Source organism: Nonomuraea sp. NPDC047529 (genome assembly GCF_040642995.1).
In the GTDB taxonomy this organism is placed as follows: Bacteria; Actinomycetota; Actinomycetes; order Streptosporangiales; family Streptosporangiaceae; genus Nonomuraea.
This window is the reverse complement of the sequence record NZ_JBEYTJ010000023.1, coordinates 104,375-122,597: the sequence shown is the minus strand read 5'-3', so window position 1 is coordinate 122,597 and position 18,223 is coordinate 104,375. Positions and strand designations below refer to the sequence as shown.

Below are 18,223 nucleotides of genomic sequence, written 5' to 3'. Positions count from 1 at the left end.
CATAGTCTGAACTGCGGATATCTTCCCTTTGCCGGTTGGACCTCAATGAACCTCAGCCTGAGCGACCTCGCGCCACCCCTGCGCTGGACCTCCCCTGGTCAGATCGCGCCGATCGTGGAGGAGCCCCAGCTGCCCGAGGCCTGGTGGCAGGCGATCCCCCTCGACCGCGCGTGCGCGATCGTCGGGACGCAGACCGTGGCGGGTCACCTGGCCGATCTGGCCGTGGCCTGCTGGGGGCACCTGCTGCTCGGCGACATCCTGCCGCTGCTGCGTTTCAGCGACCCCGCCGAGGCCGAGCGCACGCCGGAGTCGCTGGGCAAGGACGTGGTGCAGAAGCTGTTCAGCGGTGTGTTCGAGCGGCTGCTCGAACCCGCGCCCGCCGCCGTGCCCGCCCCGTCCAGGCCCGACAAGCCCCTGCCCGAGCTGATCGACGCGGTGTTCGCGGCCCTCGACGAGCGGCAGCGCGCCATCGCCCGCGACCGGCTCTACGCGGCGCAGCGCGCCACGCTCGACGAGCTGGCGCAGCGCTTCTCGGTCACGCGCGAGCGGATCAGGCAGATCGAGCGTGACCTGCGCGACCACGTGGAGGCGTGGCTGGGCTCGCCGGAGGCGGCGGCGCTGGTGGCGCACGTGGCGTGGCTGAGGGGCAGGCTGGGGTCCGCGGTCCCGGCCGACGACCTCGCGGCCGCCGTCCCGTGGCACCGCGGCGACCTGCGCACGCTGGGCATCCCCGCGTGGCGGTTCGTCCGTACGCTGCTGACCGGCTACGAGCAGGCCGACGGATGGCTGGTCTCCGGCGGGGCCGACGAACTGCGGGAGAAGACGCGGCAGCTCTTCGCCGACGGGCCGCGTCCGCTCGGCGAGGCGGTGTCCATGGTGGCCCAGCTCGGCGTCCGTGAAGACGTCGCCGAGCGGTGGATCCTGGCCGTGCCGCAGCTTCGCGTGCTGGGCCGGCACGTGGTGCCCTGGCCGCGCAGCATCAACGAGAAGGCCGAGGCGGTGCTGGCGGTGGCGGGCACGCCGCTGGCGCCCGAGGAGATCCAGGAACGCATCGGCGAGGACTACAGCCTGGTCGGCATCCGCAACCAGCTCACCGCCGACGAGCGCTTCCGCCGGGTGGACCGGAACAAGTACGGGCTGACCAGGTGGGGCGGCGACGAGTACCTGGGCATCAGGGAGATGATCGCCAGGGAGATCGAGCGGGCCGGCGGCGAGGCCTCGGTGAGCACGATCGTGACGAACCTGACCTCCCGCTACGACGTGAGCGAGAGCTCGGTGCGCGCCTACTCGGGCGGCCCGGGGTTCGAGCGCACGCAGCGGGGCTGGATCAGGGTGGCCGGCACGTCGCCCACCGGGGAGTCGGAGCCGTACCAGCCGCGCAAGGACGTCTCCGAGACGCGGCGCAGCTTCCGCTCCCGCGACGGCCGCTGGTGGCACCGCGTGGACGTCAACGCCGAGCACCTGCGCGGTTCGGGCTCGCCCCTGCCGACGGGGTTCGCCGCCTACCTGGGCATGGCTCCCGGCGGTTCGCTGACCGCCTCGACGCCGTCGGGCGACGTGGTGATCAGCTGGCACAACCAGCCGACCATGGGGTCGATCCGCAACGTGCTGGCCGACTTCAAGGCGAGCGAGGGCGACCACGTGTTCCTGACCGTCTCCGACGGCGGCGAGCTGCTGACCCGCTACCTGCCCGCGGCCGCCGTGGCGATGCCGCCGCTGAACCGGGCGCTCTACCTCATCGGCTACACCGCTCCGGTGCACTCGGAGATGGAGGGCCTGCGGCTGATCGGGGCCCGCATCGGCGTGCCCGACACGGCCACCCGCGAGGAGGTGCTGGCCAGGCTCCGCGAGCGCGGGGACAGGGACATCCTCGGCTTCCTCGGCGGGTGAGGGCTAGGCTCGGGTGATGTTGCGGATCCACGACACCCGGGCCAGGCAGGTCGAGGAGCTCGCGGGCGGGCGGGCGGTGCGCATGTACACGTGCGGGCCGGCGCCCGGCCGCCGCGCCCACCTGGGCGACCTGCGCACGTACGTGCTGTCCGACCTGGTCAGGAGGGTGCTGGAGCGGCGGCGTACGCGGGTCGTGGCGTGCCGCAACGTCACCGACCTCTGGCCGCTCGCCGGGGAAGGCCCTGGGCCCGACCTGGTCCGCCGGCACGAGGACGACTTCAGGAGCGACACGGCCGCGCTCAACCTCCGGCCGCCGGAGCACAGCCCGCGTTCCAGCGAGACCGTCGACGCGATGATCGAGCTGATCGTCAGGCTCGTCGAGCGGGGGCACGCGTACGCGGCGCCGGACGGCTCGGTGAACTTCGACGTACGGACGTTCCCGACGTACGGGGAGATCTCCGGCAAGCGTCTGGACGACGTCAAGCCCGGCGAGCCGTCCGGCTGGGCCCTGTGGCTACCCGCCGACGGCGACGAGGGGCGGGACGCGCCCTGGGGGCGTGGCCTCCCGGGCCCGCACGTGGAGTGCTCGGCCATGTCGCTGCGCCACCTCGGCGAACGGATCGACCTCCACCTCGGCGACGCCGGCCTGCTCTTCCCGCACCACGAGGACGTACGCGCCCAGTCGGACGCGGCGACCGGCCACGAGGTGGTGCGCCACTGGGTGCACGGCGGGAGCCTGCTGTTCGACGGGCGCGAGCCGGCCGGGTCCACGGGGAACGTGGTGCTGCTGCCGGACGTGGTGGCGGCCGGGCTCGACCCGCTGGCGGCGCGCCTGGCCTTCCTGGAGCACCACTACCGGCAGCGGCTCGACCTCACCTGGGACGTCCTGCGGGCCGCCGACCGCACGGTCCGGCGGTGGCGGGCGCGGGTGGCCGAGTGGTCGGAGTCGCCCAGCGCGCCCATGGCCTCCTCGTACGCCGAGCGCGTCGAGTCCGCCCTCGACGACGACCTGGACACCCCGGCGGCGCTGCGGATCCTGCGGGAGCTGGAGCGGGACGAGTCGGTGGCGCCCGGGTCGAAGTTCGAGACGTTCCTGCACCTGGACCAGGTGCTGGCGCTCGACCTGTCCACGGAGATCGGCAAGCCCCGGGGGCTGCCCGCCGGGGCCGGTGAGCTGCTGGAGCGGCGCGACCGCGCGCTGGAGGCGAACGACTGGGCGGCGGCCGACCTGCTGCGGGACGAGCTGGCCGAGCTGGGGGTCCGCGTCACCGACACGCCCGAGGGGCAGAGCTGGGCCCTCTGATCGGGAGCAACTCCGCCCAAGGCGCTCCGACCACCTGAAACGGCCGGAGCAGTGAGCCGGTACTGCCAGACTTGTTCCAGTTCGGCAAGATGGAGGTATCGGTGAGACCCTTTGCGTGGATGCCGTGGCCTTTGCGGTGGTTCGCCCGGGTGTTGACCGTGCTTCTCGCGCTGGCGATCGTGCTGGCCGGGGTCCTGGTGTACACCGTACGGAAATCGTTCCCCCAGCTGGACGGGACGCTGCGGTTGCCCGGTCTAACCGGCAAAGTAGAGATTTATCGCGATAAATCGGGGATTCCGCACATCTACGCCGACACTTCGGCTGACCTGTTCATGGCGCAGGGTTTCGTCCACGCCCAGGACCGGTTCTTCGAGATGGACTTCCGCCGCCACACCACCGCCGGACGCCTCTCCGAGCTGTTCGGCAAGGCCACGCTCGGCAACGACAAGGCGCTGCGGACCATGGGCTGGCGCAGGGTGGCCGAGCAGGAGCTGCCCGGCCTCGACCGGCAGACCCAGGACTTCCTGGCCGCGTACGCGAAGGGCGTGAACGCCTGGCTGGACGCCAACCCCAACGCCTCCGACCGCAGCCTCGAATACTCGGTGCTCAAGCTGCAGAACGGCGACTACCGGCCGGAGAAGTGGACCGCGGTCGACTCCGTCGCCTGGCTCAAGGCCATGGCCTGGGACCTGCGCTCCAACATGGAGGACGAGATCGACCGCGCCCTGGCGCTGACCAAGCTGCCCAAGGAGCGCGTCGACCAGCTCTACCCCGGCTACCCGTACGACCGGCACGCCCCGATCGTCGGCGAGGGCGCGCTCTCCCAGGGCCGCTACGACCAGCGGGCCGAGCCGCAGACCGGCGGCGTGCGCGCGCTCTCCCAGGCCGCCGCGACGCTGGACGCCGTGCCCAGCACGATGAGCAGCGAGGAGCGCGAGGGCATCGGGTCCAACTCCTGGGTGGTCTCCGGCCGGCACACCACCAGCGGCAAGCCGCTGCTGGCCAACGACCCGCACCTGTCGCCGCAGATGCCGTCCGTCTGGTACCAGGCCGGGCTGCACTGCAGGACGTTGTCCGCGCAGTGCCCGTACGACGTCACCGGGTTCACCTTCTCCGGCGTGCCCGGCGTGATCATCGGGCACAACGACAAGATCTCGTGGGGGTTCACGAACCTCGGTCCCGACGTGGCCGACCTCTTCCTGGAGAAGGTGGACGGCGACACGTACCTGTACAAGGGCGAGCAGGTGAAGCTGGAGACCAGACAGGAGCAGATCAAGGTGGCGGGCGGCGACCCCGTCACGATCACCGTGAAGAGCACCCGGCACGGTCCGCTGATCAACGAGGTGATGGAGGACGCCCGGCCCAGCGGCGAGGCGAACGCCGTGGCGCTCCAATGGACCGCGCTCACCCCTGGCAGGACCGTGGACGCGATCTTCGCGCTCAACAAGGCGGGCGACTGGCCCGAGTTCCGGTCGGCGGCGGCGCTGTTCGAGGTGCCGTCCCAGAACCTGATCTACGCCGACACCAGCGGCAAGATCGGCTACCAGGCGCCCGGGCGCATCCCCGTACGGGAGAAGGGCGACGGCACCTGGCCGGTGCCCGGCTGGACGGGCGAGTACGACTGGAAGGCCGAGCCCATCCCCTACGACCAGCTCCCCACGCTGGAGGACCCGGCCGACGGGTTCATCGTCACGGCCAACAACGCCGTCATCGACCCCCGCCGCTACAAGCCGCTGCTGACCAAGGACTGGTCCTACGGCTACCGCTCCCAGCGCATCCGCGAGCTCGTCGAGAACGCGATCGCGAAGGGCAAGATCGACGCCGGGACGATGTCGGACATCCAGCAGGACACCTCCAACGAGTTCGCCGAGACGCTGGTGCCCGCGCTGCTGCAGGTGGACCTGGCCGGGTCCGCCCGCCAGGCCCGCGAGCTGCTCAGGAACTGGGACCACTCCCAGGGGCTCGACTCCGCGCCCGCCGCCTACTACAACGCGGTGTGGCGGCACCTGCTCATGCTCACGTTCGACGACGACCTCCCCGAGCAGGTGTGGCCCGCCGGCGGCGACCGCTGGTACGACGTCGTCGCCAACCTCCTCACCGCCCCCGAGGACCCCTTCTGGGACGACGTGACCACCAAGAACCTCACCGAGACCCGCGACGACATGCTGCGGCAGGCGATGGCCTCGGCGTACCAGGAGCTGTCCGAGCTGTTCGGCACGGACGTCAAGTCCTGGAAGTGGGGCGATCTGCACCAGCTCGAACTGGTCAACGGCACGCTCGGCACCTCGGGCCTCGCGCCGGTGGAGGCGCTGTTCAACCGCGGCCCGTTCGCCGTCCCGGGCAACAAGGACGCGGTGAACGCGACCGGGTGGAACGTGCAGAAGGGGTACGGGGTCACCGCGGTGCCGTCGATGCGCATGGTCGTGGACCTGTCGGACCTGGACAAGTCCCGCTGGATCAACCTGACGGGCGCCTCGGGACACGCCTTCCACGACAACTACTGGGACCAGGCCGAATCCTGGGCCCGAGGCGACCTCCTCCCGATGTACTCCAAGCCCGAGTCCGTCAAGAACGCCGCCACCCACACCCTCACCCTCACCCCCTGACCCTCACCCCCTGACCCTCACCCCTGACCCACCGCGCCGGCCCCCGCCCCGGGGCCGGCGCCCATTTCCCGCCCGAGTTCCGCGAGCCGCGCCTCCCGACCGCGAGTTCCGGGCGGCGGGACCGAAACCCTGGGCCGCGCCTGAGTGTCGGCACCCCGCTCGTGCGTCCGGGGGCGCGCGTTCCGGTCGGCGCGTCCGATGTACGACCGTGGTTGTAGTCGAAGGCCAGACCGTGGTCCGACGCGCAGGCGAACCCGCCGCTGTCAGCATGGCCGCATGACTCGCCTCCGGTACTCCGATCGCCTCTGGTACTCCGTCGGGGTCTTCCTCCTGCTCGTGGGCCTGGCACACCTGGGCGTGCTCGTCGTGGCGGGCGGTCCGTGGGAGGGGGCCGTGTCGTGGCGCAAGCCGTTCACGTTCGGGGTGTCGTTCGGGTTGAGCGTGCTGACCCTGACCTGGGTGTCCCAGTGGTTACGGCTGCGCGCCCGTCCCCTCGTCCTCGGGGCGTTCGCGGTGGCCTCCACGGTCGAGGTGGCCCTGATCACCCTTCAGGCGTGGCGCGGGGTGCCGTCCCACTTCAACATGGAGACCCCCCTCGACACGGCCATCGCCCGCACGCTGGCCGCGTTCGGCGTCACGCTCATCGTCATCGCGATCACCATGACGATCGCCGCCTTCCGCCCGGCTCCGGAGGTCGCCCCGAGCACCCGGCTGGCCGTGCGGGCCGGTTTCGCCACGCTGCTGGCGTCCATGGTGTTCGGCGGTATCATGATCGCCCGTGGCGTGGTCGAGGTGGTGACGGGCAACCAGCAGCTCGCCTACACGGTGGCCACCGCGCTCAAGCCGGCCCACGCCGTGCTCATGCACGGGGTGCTCCTCCTGCCGGCCCTGTCCTGGCTGCTGTCCCGCACGCTCCCGGCCGAGGGCGCGCGGCTGAGGGCCGTACGCCTGGCCACCTGGGCGTACGTCGCGGTGGCCGCGCTGGTGTCCGGCCTGGCCGTGGCCGGGGTCGCGGTCGTGGGGCCGTCCACGGCGTCGGTGTCGTCCGCCGGCGCGATCTCGGGTCTCGCCATCGTCGCGATCGCCCTGGGCCGGCTCAGACCCGGCCTCACCCAGGAGAAACTTTGAGGACGCGGGAATGGGTCAGCCGTTATGCCGTCGCGCCCTCCGCCACCACACGGGGGCACGCGGGTATCCACCGTCGTCGAGGTCGGCCAGCCGCTCGAACACGTTGTACGACGCCTGATGCCCGCACACGACGACCGACATCAGCATGGCCAGCAGGTAGAGCGGGAGCATCGGCAGCCCGACGCAGCAGGCCCACTGGGTGGCGTGCCGTCCTTCGTGCCGGATGAGCCGGTCGTCCAGCCAGTTGTGCCTGGTCAGGACGACGTTCCCCACCGTGAACGCGCCCGCGACGGGGAAGCGGTAGCGGTAGCCGAAGGCGAGGATGAGCCCGTCGGGGCCGGGTTGGCGGGCCGCGCCGCCGACGATCGAGATCAGTAGGCCGAGCGGGGTGGCGAGGTTCAGATAGTTCACCACCCGCCGGAACCGATAGCGCCTGTTCATGCGTCTCAGTCTTGACCAATCTTGACAAGTCGGAATAATGATCTGCGTCCTGAAATCTCCCACAAGAGCAGGATTATGAGATTTTCCATCCTGGGCGCGCTGCTCGGCACCGTTGCACTGGCCGGAGCCGGCGGAGTCGCGATCACCCAGACGTCAGCCACCGATCCCCTACGATCCACCGATTCTCCCTCCGGCGCGCAGGTGGCGTTACCCGTCGCCGCGACCCCGACGGCAACACCGACGGCGACACCCACGGTCGGGGATTACACCGCCACGACGAAGGTGGTCAAGAAGAAGGGCGTCTCGTACTTGAATGTATCCGTCAAGTACGAGGGTGCGGCCCGCTTCACCGTGAAGCAGAAGGTGTGCAGGAGCAAGTCCTGCAAGAGCGCCACCGCCCAGGTCCCCGTCACCACCGGGGCCGGGGCGACCACGAAGAAGCTGGGCAAGGGCACGTACAAGGCGAGGGGCAAGCCGGCCGTCAAGGTCCAGCCGCTGCCCTGGCCGACCCGCACCGTGACGGTCTCACCGACCGCCACGGCCGCGCCGAGTGCGACGGCGACCGTGACGTCCACGGTGACCGAGCAGGCGACGGTGACCGCCACGGTCACCCAGCCCGGTCCCACCGTGACCGTGCCCGGCCCGACGGTGACCGTGCCGGGGCCGACCGAGACGGTGACGTTCACCTGTCAGCCCGCCCCGCCGACGGACACCCTCCCACCCCCCGAACCGCCGACCGCCACGCCGTCGACCTCGGTCTCGGAGACCCCGGAGATGCCGGAGGCGCAGGCCCAGGCCGCCCCACCGGCGACCGACACCCCGACCCCCACCCCGACGCCGACGCCGAGCGTCCCGACCGACAACCCGACAAACGTGCCGACCGACGTACCGACGGACGTCCCCACGGGCGCACCGACGGACATCCCGACGTGCGCGCCGCCGACGGACCTCCCCTCCGAGACCCCGACCGCGACCTCGTCGGACACCGGCTCCCCCACCGACACCCCCACGCCGCCGGAGACCCCCACCCAGTAACCGACCGACACCACGCTTCACCCCGGGCCAGGCACAAACGCCTGGCCCGGCCCCATGTCCGCCCCCGGACCGTGACCAGGAAGCCCGCCCGTGCGCCAGACCGTCGCCCTGGCAGGTCCCGCCCACGGTGGCGGACCGGTGATGACGTGCCGGGCACGGGCCACCGTCGGTGACGGCGACCTCGGTGTCAGGCGGGTACCGGTGGCGTCCGGGCCGGTGCGGTTACGGTGACGTCCGGGCCGACGACAGTGGCGGACGGTGACGGCTCCCTGGGGCGGCCCGCCTTGGCGGGGTGTGTCTCACAGATCAGGGCCGAGCGGCGCTCCGGCGGGGACGTCGCCCGCCCCTTCCTTGAGCTCGACGAAGATCGCGTGGGTCTCGGTGTCGCCGATGTTCCGCCCGGCGTGCTCCTGGGCGCCGAGCCACCGGGCCTGCCCCGCCTCCAGGGCCAGCTCGACCTGCTGCCCGCCCGAGGCCAGACGGCGGGTGAAGGACGACAACGTGATCATCACGCTGTCGGGATGGCCGTGCGGGCTGGTCGCGTCCCCAGGACGGTCCCGGTAGCGCAGGACCCGGACGCGCGCGTTCTCGAAGACCACCGTGTAGAGCTCGGGGTTCGTCGAAGTGGGATCGGCGCTCATGGACCACCTCACAGGGCGAGTCAGCTACATGGGACGACGGTACCATGATGGGCATGTCGGTACCATATGAGCAGACCGGCCGCCACCGGCAGAAGGCCCGCACCCGCGCAGCCCTGGTCGAGGCCGCCCGCCGCCTGCTGGCCGACGGCGCCGACCCCGCCGTCGAGGACGCCGCCGCCGCGGCCGGCATCTCCCGCACCACGGCCTACCGGTATTTCCCCAACCAGTACGCCCTGCTGGCCGCCGCCCACCCCCAGATCGAGCAGGCCTCCCTGCTCCCCGCGGACCCGCCCGCCGACCCCGTGGCCCGGCTGGACCTGGTGATGGCCGCCTTCACGCAGCTCACCCTCGACTGGGAACCGCAGTTGCGCACCTCGCTGCGGCTGTCCCTGCAACCTGGTGCCGCCCAGCCGCACCTGCGCGGCGGCCGCGCCATCGGCTGGATCGAGGACGCCCTGGTCCCGCTCCGCGACACCCACCCCGGCCTGGACGTCCACCGCCTGGCCGTGGCGATCCGCTCGGCCACCGGCATCGAGTCGCTGGTCTGGCTCACCGACATCGCCGGGCTCACCCACCGGCAGGCGGCCGACACCATGCGCCGGTCGGCGCGGGCCCTCCTGTCCGCCGCCCTCGACGAGCACACCCACCCTTGACGGGACAGACGCGTTGACCGCGACGCCCCGCCCCTGACCGAAGCGACCCGTCCTTGCCCGGCACGGGCCTCCGCACCACGCGGGCCGCCGCCCGTGGGATCAGGCGCCGCGGGATCACGCGGGGCCGTGGGGTCAGGCAGGTCGGGCGGGGCCGTGGGGTCAGAGGTTCTTGTAGCGGCCGTCGTGGTACAGCAGCGGAGGCCCGTCCGCCGGGGTGCCGAGAGCCGTCACCCGGCCGAGCACGATCGAGTGGTCCCCGCCGTCGTACACCGCCGTCGTGGCGACCTCCACCGTGGCCAGGGCGCCCGTGAACAGGGCCACCCCCGAGTCCCCGCGATGGTGCTCCCACCGGGACAGTTGCCCGTTCAGCGGACGGCCGCGATGGGCGAAGAAACGGGAGACGTCCTCCATGGAGGCGTGCAGCACCGACACCCCCCACACCCCGGCCTCGATCACCGCGTCGTGGAAACGGGCCACCTTCTCGGCGCAGAACAGCACGAGCAGGGGGTCGAGGGACACCGACGTGAAGGAGTTGACGGTCATCGCGTGGTCCACGCCGTCGAGCCGGGTCGTGACGATCGCGACTCCCGTGGCGAAGCGGCCGACGACCTTACGGTAGTTTCCCGGGTCCACATGCCGCTCTATGGAATGCACGACGTTACTTTATGCCTCTACGTCGGATTCTTTGGAGGTGGGTATCCCCGCAACAACCACGATCCCCCACCCGATGAGGGCGAGAACATGAACGCCACCACGAGAGCCAGCAATCCGCCATACAGGTAGACATACCCCGCGGCCCCCTGGGAGATCACCAGATCCCCGGCGCTGAGCTGGAGCGTGAACGGCATCGTGACCAGCAGCCAGCCTAGCCCGGTCGCGAACGCCGCCAGCTTCGTCCGCATGAGCCTGCCCGCCCCCAGCGGGATCAGGAACAGCGCCAGCACCCACCCGATCGCCGCCCACGGCACGGCGCCGTGCTGGTCCTGGGCGTGCGTGAACCCGCCCACGACCCCGAGCACGACACCCAGCACGAACAGCATGCCGTACGCCGCCCCGCCCAGCGCCGACTCCGTCTGGCTGCGATGCTCCATGGGCAACGAGGTTAGTGGATGCCCGCGAAGAGATCGTTCTCGCGGTTGTGCGGCTCGCCGAGCCCCCCGGCGTCGACGGGCGGTCCTGGCACCGGCCGGCCGGGCACGCCGATGGCCAGGACGAAGTGCTCCACGCCGAGCACCTCCTGCCCGATGTTGTTGGACAGGGCGTACCACGGGCCGTCCACGGTGATCTGGGTGGCGTGGGCGCGCATGGCCTCCCGCTTGTTGCCGACCCAGGGGCGGGCGTCGATCTCGGTGGTGATGTCCTCGTCGGGGCTGCCGAAGGGCACGTCGTCGACGTCCTCGACGAGGAAGCCGTTGCCCGAGTCGCGCATCGCCTCGGCCGTGCGCCGCATGACGGACCTGGGCACGGCCGTGTGGTAGAACTTCGCGATCTGCCACGGCTCGTCCTGGCGCGGGGCCGGACGGCCACCCGGGACGTAGTCGGGCTTGGCGGCCAGCTCGAAGGCGCGGCGGGCCACCCGGTGGGCCTGGATGTGGTCGGGATGGCCGTAGAAGCCGTTGGCGTCGTACGTCACCAGCACCTGCGGGCGCACCTCGCGGATGACCTTGACCAGCTCGCCGGCCGCGTCGTCGAGGTCGGCCTGCCAGAAGGCGTTCGGCCGGTCGTTGGAGGCGACGCCCATCATGCCGGAGTCGCGCCAGCGGCCCGGCGTGCCGAGGAAGCGGTGGTCCTCGACGCCGAGCGCCTGGCAGGCGGCCGCCAGCTCGCCGATCCGGTACGGCCCGAGCAGGTCGTCGCGGTCGGCCGCCAGGTGGGCGAGGTCGGCGGGAATGACCTCGCCCTCCTCTCCGAGCGTGCAGGTCACCAGCGTGACGTGGGCGCCTTCCGCGACGTATTTGGCCATGGTCGCGCCGGTGCCGATCGACTCGTCATCCGGATGGGCGTGCACGAGCAGCAGGCGTCGATCAGTCATAGTCATGAGCGTAACAATGGCTGGATACTGGCAGGATTGAGCCCATGAGTGAGAGCTTCCCGCGACTGTCGGCAAGGACCCGCCGGTTCACCCTGGGAGTGCCCAGGGGGTTCACGATCTCGCCCGACGGCGGACGAGTGGTCTTCCTGCGCACGAAATCCGGCACCGACCCGGTCACCTGCCTGTGGGAGCTCGACACCGAAACCCACGTCGAACGCCTGGTGGTCGACCCCCGTACCCTCCACGCCGACGACGAGGACCTGCCGCCGGAGGAGCGCGCGCGGCGCGAGCGCAGCCGTGAGGCCGCGGGCGGCGTGGTGGCCTACGGCCCCGACGCGGCGCTGACCAGGGCGGCCTTCGCCCTGTCCGGCGGGCTCTACGTCGTCGAGCTGGCGAGCGGCGAGAGCCGCAGGCTGGAGACGCCGGGCGCGGTCGTCGACCCCCGGCTGTCCCCCGACGGGCGGCAGGTCGCCTACGTCACCGGCGGCGCGCTGTACGTCCAGGACCTCGCCTCGGGGCGCGGCCAGGTGCTCGCCACGCCGGAGTCGCCGACCGTCACCTACGGCCTGGCCGAGTTCATCGCCGCCGAGGAGATGGACCGGATGCGCGGCTACTGGTGGTCCCCGTCGGGCGACGCGCTGCTGGTCGAGCGGGCCGACGAGGAGCCGGTCGACACCTGGTACATCGCCGACCCGGCCAACCCCTCCCGTCCGGCCGTCGCCCAGCGCTACCCGGCGGCGGGCACGCCCAACGCCCGCACCGAGCTGTTCGTGCTCGGGCTCGACGGGTCGCGGGTGGCGGTGCCGTACGAGGAGGAGTACCTGACGACGGCCGCCTGGGACGACCACGCGCTGTCGATCGTGACGATGACGCGCGACCAGAAGACGTTGCGGCTGTTCTCCGTCGACCCGGCGACCGGCCGGTCCACGCCGGTCCGCGAGGACACCGACCCGGCCTGGGTCGACATCGTGACCGGCGTGCCCGCCCACCTCGACGACGGCTCGCTGGTCTGGGTGGCCACGTCCGAGGGCGGGCACCGGCTGTTCGTCGGCGACCGCGCGGTCACGCCGCCCACCCTCCAGGTGCGGTCGGTGCTCGACGTCGACCACGACAGCGTGCTGTTCAGCGCGAGCGGCGGCGACCCGACCGACGTCCATCTGTGGACCTGGGACGGCCACTCGCTGCTGCCGGTCTCGACCCGTTCCGGGGTGTTCTCGGGGCGGATGTCCGGCGGCGTCGGTGTGCTGTCGGAGCAGAGCCTCGACGCCGAGGGCGTCTCGACCACGGTGGTGCGGCGCGACGGCATGGCGGTCCCGATCCCGTCGTACGCCGAGCGTCCCGGGCTCGACCTGCGGGTGTCGCTGGGGCGTTCGGGCCGCCGGGAGCTGGCCACGGCCGTGGTGCTGCCATCCTGGTACGAGCAGGGCTCGGGCAGGCTGCCGGTCCTGATGGACCCGTACGGCGGCCCGCACGCCCAGCGGGTGCTCAACCGGCGCGGCGCGTTCCTGGAGAGCCAGTGGTTCGCCGAGCAGGGCTTCGCCGTGATCGTGGCCGACGGCCGCGGCACGCCGGGCCGCGGTCCCGCGTTCGAGCGGGCGGTGCTGGGCGACCTGGCGACCCCGGCCCTTGAGGACCAGATCGACGCCCTGCAGGGCGTGGCCGAGCAGTACCCCGACGACCTCGACCTGTCGAGGGTGGCCATCCGCGGCTGGTCCTTCGGCGGCTTCCTGGCCGCGCTCGCCGTGCTGCGGCGTCCCGACGTGTTCCACGCGGCGGTGGCCGGCGCGCCGGTGACCGACTGGCGGCTCTACGACACCTGCTACACCGAGCGCTACCTGGGCCACCCCGACGAGCAGCCCGAGGTCTACGACAACTCCTCGCTGTTCGCCGACGCGCCCAAGCTCGAACGCCCGCTGCTGCTGGTCCACGGCCTGGCCGACGACAACGTGGTGGCCGCCCACACGCTGCGCCTGTCCTCGGCCCTGCTCGCGGCCGGTCGCCAGCACAGCGTGCTGCCGCTCTCGGGCGTGACGCACATGACGCCCCAGGAGGTCGTCGCCGAGAACCTGCTCCTGCTCCAGGTCGACTTCCTGAAGAAGGCGCTGGGCTAGGCGGCCCGGAGGGCGTCGAGCAGCCTCGACGCCCCCAGGCCGATCAGCACGACCATCCCCATGACCAGCATGAACACCCACACAGGGGCGCCGAGGTAGGCGAGCAGGCCCTGCGCGACGGCCAGGATCAGCACGCCGAGCACGGTGCCCGCGACGCCGGCGCGCTCGCCGTACGGGCTGGTGCCTCCGAGGAGGACGGCGGCGAGCGCGAACACGGTGCTGTAGAGCCCCTGGCTGCCGGGGGTCGCCGCGCCGAGGCGCAGCAGCAGCGCGATGCCGCCCGCGGCGGCGAGCATGCTCGACCCGGCGAGCCCGAGCACCGCGCCGGGCCAGCCGGCGCCCAGGTCCTTGCGCACCTCCTGCCGGGTCCACAGCAGGCCGCCGGCGATCGAGACGACCGCGAACACGGCGAACCCGAGCGGGCCGGGATAGAGCGCGGCGGTCTCCAGGGGGATCGTCCCGCCGCCGAGCAGCGCGACGACCAGGGCCTCGCACACGACGGCGGCCCCGAGCGTGACGGCCCAGGCCGGGGCGGACAACACCATCGTGAACACGCTCATGGCGACCCCCGCGAGCCCGGCGAGCACGAACGCGAGCAGCATCGCCAGCGGCAGCGGCACCCCCGCGGTCGCCGTGGACGCCACGAAGGCGCCGCTCGCGGCGGCGACCGCGCCCACGGCGAGGTTGGGCGTGCCGGTGCGCAGCGACAGGCCGAACCCCATGACGATCAGTCCGAGCTGCCCGGTCTGGGCGAGGATGTCGAGGACGAGCTCACTGCGCGTGGTGATCAGGACCAGCGCCAGGCCCAGGACGGCGAGGAGTCCGAGCACGCCTTCCCAGGCGCGCTGCCAGGTGCTCACTCCGACGATGCTGACAGCGCCGGACGATCACCGCAACCCCCCGGGCGTCGCCTGAGGGGCGGCGGGGGTGCCGTGCCAGCTCGCCCACAGGGCCGCGTACGAGCCGCCCTCGGCGACCAGCTCGTCGTGCGGGCCCAGCTCGATGATCCGGCCGTCTTCCACGACGGCCACCCGGTCGGCGTCGTGCGCGGTGTACAGCCGGTGGGCGATGGCGATCACCGTACGGCCCTCCAGGACGGCCGCCAGCGAGCGTTCCAGGTTCCGCGCGGCCCGCGGGTCGATCAGCGAGGTGGCCTCGTCGAGCACCAGCGTGTGCGGGTCGGCGAGGACCAGCCGCGCCAGGGCGAGCTGCTGGGCCTGGGCGGGCGGCACGGCCGTGCCGCCGGACCCGACCTCGGTCTCCAGCCCTTCGGGCAGGCCGTCCACCCAGTCGAGCGCGTCGACCGCGGCCAGCGCCGCGCGCACCGCCGCGTCGTCCGCGTCGGGGCGGGCGATCAGCAGGTTGTCGCGGACGGTGCCCTTGAAGACGTGGTGCTCCTGGGTGACCAGCGCGACGTGCCCGCGCAGGTCGTCGAGCGGCAGGTCGACCAGCGGCACGCCGCCCACGCTGACCTCGCCGGTACGCGGCCCGTGGATGCCGGCCAGCAGCCGTCCGAGGGTGGACTTGCCCGCCCCGGACGGGCCGACCATGGCCAGCCGCTCGCCCTGCTCGACGGTCAGCGACACGCCGTGCAGCACGTCGCGGCCCTCGCGGTAGGCGTACCGGACGTCGTCGGCCTTCAGCAGCTCGCCGGACGGGCGGGCGGCGGAGGGCTCGCGGTCGTCGGGCACGTTGGCCACGCCGAGCAGCCGGGCCATGGCCGCGCCGCCCACCTGGAGCTCGTCGATCCACATCAGGAACCGGTCGAGCGGGTCGATGAGCTGCTGGGCGTAGACGACGGCGGCGGTGACCTGCTGGAGCGTCACCCAGTCGTTGGTGTAGAACAGGCCGCCGACCAGCAGCGTCGAGACCACCGGGATCACGTAGCCCAGCTCGACGGCGGGGAACCAGATCGTCCGCAGGCCGAGGGTGTACCGCTCGGCGGCGTAGGAGCGGCCGATGTCGCCGTCGGTGCGCCGGCGACGGCGTTCCTGCAGGCCCAGCGCCTCCACGGCCCTGGCGCCCTCGACGGTCTCGGCCAGCCCTTCGGTCATGTCGGCGTACGCGGCGTTCTCGCGCAGGTAGCCGTCGCGCGCCCGCTTCAGGTACCAGCGGGTCGCGAACCAGATCAGCGGGCCGGCGACGAGCATCGGCAGCATGAGCAACGGGCTGACCAGCACCAGCGCGCCCACAGTGATCACGAAGGTGACCAGCGCGATGAGCGTCTCGGGCACGGCGTGCCGGACGGTCCTGGACAGGGAGTCGACGTCGCGGGACGTACGGGTGATCAGGTCGCCCGCGCCGGCCCGCTCGACCGTGGACAGCGGCAGGCCGAGCACCCGGTCGACGAACTCCTCGCGCAGCTCGGCCAGCACCTTCTCGCCCAGCCTGGCCGAGGCCAGCACGGCGAAGCGGATCAGCAGGCCCTGGAGGAAGAGGAACGCGCCGATGACGGCGGCCACGAGCAGCCCGTTGACCTCGCCGCCGTCCTGGACGGTCTGGACCAGGCTGCCGAGCTGCCACGGCACGACGAGCCCGGCGACGGCGGCCAGGCCGTGCAGGGCCAGCGCGACAGTGAGCTGCCGCGGGTACTTCAGCGTCAGCCTGCGCGCGTAGGCGCGTACCTGTTTCCGGTCGGCGACCGGCAGGATCTCGCGGGCCATGGTCAGCCCTCCCCTCGGGTCACGGTCGCGGCGTATTCGGGTGAGGCGTCCAGCAGGTGCCGGTGTGTGCCCTCGGCCAGCACCCGGCCGTCGGCCACGTAGATCACGTGGTCGGCCCGGTCGAGCACCAGCGGGCTGGTCGTGCAGATCATGGTGGTGCGGCCCGCGCGCGCCTTGGCCAGCCGCTCGGCGATGCGGGCCTCGCTGTGGGCGTCGACGGCGCTGGTGGGCTCGACCAGGATGAGCACCTCTGGGTCGGCGACCAGGGCCCGCGCCAGGCGCAGCCGCTGCTGCTGGCCGCCGGAGAACTCGCGGCCGGCCTCGGACACCAGGGCGTCGAGGCCGTCGGGCAGCGCCTCGACGATGTCCTCGGCGCAGGCGGCGTACAGGGCCTGGCGCACGTCGTCGTCGGAGGCGGCGTCGCGGACGTCGAGCTCGGCCCTGAGCCTGCCGGTGAACAGGCGGGCGTCGTTGCCGGCGACCAGGATGCGCGAGCGGATCTCGGCCATGGGCAGCGTGGCCAGCTCGACGGCGCCGAAGGTGACGTCGCCGGGCGCGTACCGGCCGAGCCGGTCGGCGATGGCGGCGGCCTCCTCGGGGGCGTCGGCCGCGACGGCGGTGAGCATGCCGGGCTGGAGGGTGACGCCGCTGTAGGAGTCGCGCAGCACGCCGCCGGCGCTGGTCTCGGTGCCGCCGGCGACCTCGGGCTCGATCGACAGGATGCGGATGACGCGGCGGGCCGCGACGTGGCCCTTGGTGAGCTTGTCAGCGGCCTCGGTCAAGGTGCGCAGGGGGCCGATCAGGAAGGCGGCGTAGCCGTAGAGCGCGACGAGGTCGCCGGTGCTGATCTCGCCGCCGACCGCGAACGTGGCGCCGATGCCGGTGACGACCGCGACGAGCAGGCCGGGCAGCAGGATCTGGGCGCCTTCGAGCAGCGACTCGACCCGGGCCACGCCGACCCCGGCGTGGCGCACGCGCTGGGACTCCTCGCCGTAGCGGCCGGCGAACACCTGCTCGCCGCCGATGCCGCGGAGCACCCGCAGGCCGGCCACGATGTCGGCGGCCCTGGTGGACAGGTCGCCGGTCAGCTCGCGCTGCCGCTTCTGCCGCCGGTGCAGCGGCTTGAGCAGCGGCGAGACGGCGACCGCCATGAGCGGCACGCCGAACAGCACGAGCAGCCCGAGCGGCACGGAGGTCGTGAGCAGGATCACGGTGACCGCGACGATGGCCACGACCGAGCCGGTGCCGCGCAGCAGGATGTCCATGGAGCTGCCGATGTGGGCGATGTCGGAGTTGCCGACACTGACGACCTCGCCGGTCGAGACCTTCTTGGGCAGCGTCGCCCCGAGCCTGGCGGCCTGCCGCGCGGTCACCTGGACGGTGCGGTAGGCCGCCGACAACCAGTTGAACACCGCCATCCGGTGCCGCATGATCCCGGTGAACGCCTGCAGCAGGCCCAGCCCGAGCAGGATCGACGCCCACGTCAGCAGCGCCCTCGTGTCCTTGGCCGTGACCGCGTCGATGCCCTTGCCGAGCACCGCGGGCACGAGCGCCTGCACCAGCCACCACAGGGTGGCGAAGCCGATGCCCGTCAGCAGGGCACGCGCCTGGCGCCGCGCGTTCCACCACAGGTAGCGGAGGGGGCTGCGGATGTCGGGCACGCCGGGATCGGCCTCAGGAAGGGAGCGCATAGCCTGACAAGGTTGACAAGCCATTGCCC

Annotated in this window: 15 protein-coding genes; 7 read left to right on the top strand and 8 right to left on the bottom strand. The window is 72.3% G+C overall.

The window, feature by feature from the left end; all coding sequences use genetic code 11:
- Nucleotides 1-45: 45 nt before the first annotated feature.
- The 4 genes from ABZ815_RS31305 (at nt 46) to ABZ815_RS31290 (ending at nt 6,927) form a co-directional block, all read left to right on the top strand.
- Entirely contained in the window at nt 46-1,890 is a 1,845-nt protein-coding gene (locus tag ABZ815_RS31305; protein WP_357704237.1) for a sigma factor-like helix-turn-helix DNA-binding protein, read from the top strand.
- Between the two features lie 16 nt (nt 1,891-1,906).
- Nucleotides 1,907-3,193 (top strand): cysteine--tRNA ligase, encoded by a 1,287-nt coding sequence (locus ABZ815_RS31300; protein WP_357704235.1) that lies wholly within the window; start codon nt 1,907-1,909, stop codon nt 3,191-3,193.
- 119 nt (nt 3,194-3,312) lie between these two features.
- A complete protein-coding gene (locus ABZ815_RS31295; RefSeq protein ID WP_357704233.1) occupies nt 3,313-5,799 on the top strand; it encodes a penicillin acylase family protein in 2,487 nt (828 codons plus the stop codon).
- Between the two features lie 276 nt (nt 5,800-6,075).
- Nucleotides 6,076-6,927, top strand: coding sequence for a hypothetical protein (locus ABZ815_RS31290; protein WP_357704231.1), 852 nt, complete (start codon nt 6,076-6,078; stop codon nt 6,925-6,927).
- A gap of 15 nt (nt 6,928-6,942) precedes the next feature.
- Here the strand turns inward: ABZ815_RS31290 and ABZ815_RS31285 are convergent, their stop codons facing one another.
- The gene (locus ABZ815_RS31285; protein WP_357704229.1) at nt 6,943-7,368 is read right to left on the bottom strand and encodes a hypothetical protein; all 426 of its coding nucleotides are present in this window, start codon (nt 7,366-7,368) and stop codon (nt 6,943-6,945) included.
- A gap of 75 nt (nt 7,369-7,443) precedes the next feature.
- On the opposite strand from ABZ815_RS31285, the gene ABZ815_RS31280 reads away from it, so the two are divergent.
- The gene (locus ABZ815_RS31280) at nt 7,444-8,403 is read left to right on the top strand and encodes a hypothetical protein (protein ID WP_357704227.1); all 960 of its coding nucleotides are present in this window, start codon (nt 7,444-7,446) and stop codon (nt 8,401-8,403) included.
- A gap of 299 nt (nt 8,404-8,702) precedes the next feature.
- Here ABZ815_RS31280 and ABZ815_RS31275 read toward each other — a convergent pair whose 3' ends face one another.
- On the bottom strand, nt 8,703-9,044 hold the full coding sequence (locus ABZ815_RS31275; protein ID WP_357704225.1) for a hypothetical protein: 342 nt from the start codon (nt 9,042-9,044) through the stop codon (nt 8,703-8,705).
- A 53-nt stretch (nt 9,045-9,097) separates the two neighbouring features.
- Between ABZ815_RS31275 and ABZ815_RS31270 the strand changes: the two genes are divergently transcribed.
- Entirely contained in the window at nt 9,098-9,697 is a 600-nt protein-coding gene (locus tag ABZ815_RS31270; RefSeq protein WP_357704223.1) for a TetR family transcriptional regulator, read from the top strand.
- A 159-nt stretch (nt 9,698-9,856) separates the two neighbouring features.
- On the opposite strand, the gene ABZ815_RS31265 is transcribed toward ABZ815_RS31270, so the two are convergent.
- The 3 genes from ABZ815_RS31265 to mshB are packed head-to-tail and all read right to left on the bottom strand — an operon-like array spanning nt 9,857 to nt 11,729.
- Nucleotides 9,857-10,351 (bottom strand): flavin reductase family protein, encoded by a 495-nt coding sequence (locus ABZ815_RS31265; protein WP_357704221.1) that lies wholly within the window; start codon nt 10,349-10,351, stop codon nt 9,857-9,859.
- Between the two features lie 17 nt (nt 10,352-10,368).
- Nucleotides 10,369-10,788 (bottom strand): DUF6113 family protein, encoded by a 420-nt coding sequence (locus tag ABZ815_RS31260; protein WP_357704219.1) that lies wholly within the window; start codon nt 10,786-10,788, stop codon nt 10,369-10,371.
- Between the two features lie 11 nt (nt 10,789-10,799).
- A complete protein-coding gene (gene mshB, locus ABZ815_RS31255; protein WP_357704217.1) occupies nt 10,800-11,729 on the bottom strand; it encodes an N-acetyl-1-D-myo-inositol-2-amino-2-deoxy-alpha-D-glucopyranoside deacetylase in 930 nt (309 codons plus the stop codon).
- 44 nt (nt 11,730-11,773) lie between these two features.
- On the opposite strand from mshB, the gene ABZ815_RS31250 reads away from it, so the two are divergent.
- Entirely contained in the window at nt 11,774-13,840 is a 2,067-nt protein-coding gene (locus tag ABZ815_RS31250) for a DPP IV N-terminal domain-containing protein (RefSeq protein ID WP_357704215.1), read from the top strand.
- Here the strand turns inward: ABZ815_RS31250 and ABZ815_RS31245 are convergent.
- The 3 genes from ABZ815_RS31245 to ABZ815_RS31235 are packed head-to-tail and all read right to left on the bottom strand — an operon-like array spanning nt 13,837 to nt 18,194.
- On the bottom strand, nt 13,837-14,700 hold the full coding sequence (locus ABZ815_RS31245) for a hypothetical protein (RefSeq protein WP_357704213.1): 864 nt from the start codon (nt 14,698-14,700) through the stop codon (nt 13,837-13,839). The genes ABZ815_RS31250 and ABZ815_RS31245 overlap by 4 nt on opposite strands.
- Nucleotides 14,701-14,727: 27 nt before the next feature.
- Entirely contained in the window at nt 14,728-16,503 is a 1,776-nt protein-coding gene (locus ABZ815_RS31240) for an ABC transporter ATP-binding protein (protein WP_357704211.1), read from the bottom strand.
- A gap of 2 nt (nt 16,504-16,505) precedes the next feature.
- Nucleotides 16,506-18,194 (bottom strand): ABC transporter ATP-binding protein, encoded by a 1,689-nt coding sequence (locus ABZ815_RS31235; protein WP_357704209.1) that lies wholly within the window; start codon nt 18,192-18,194, stop codon nt 16,506-16,508.
- Nucleotides 18,195-18,223: the final 29 nt, after the last annotated feature.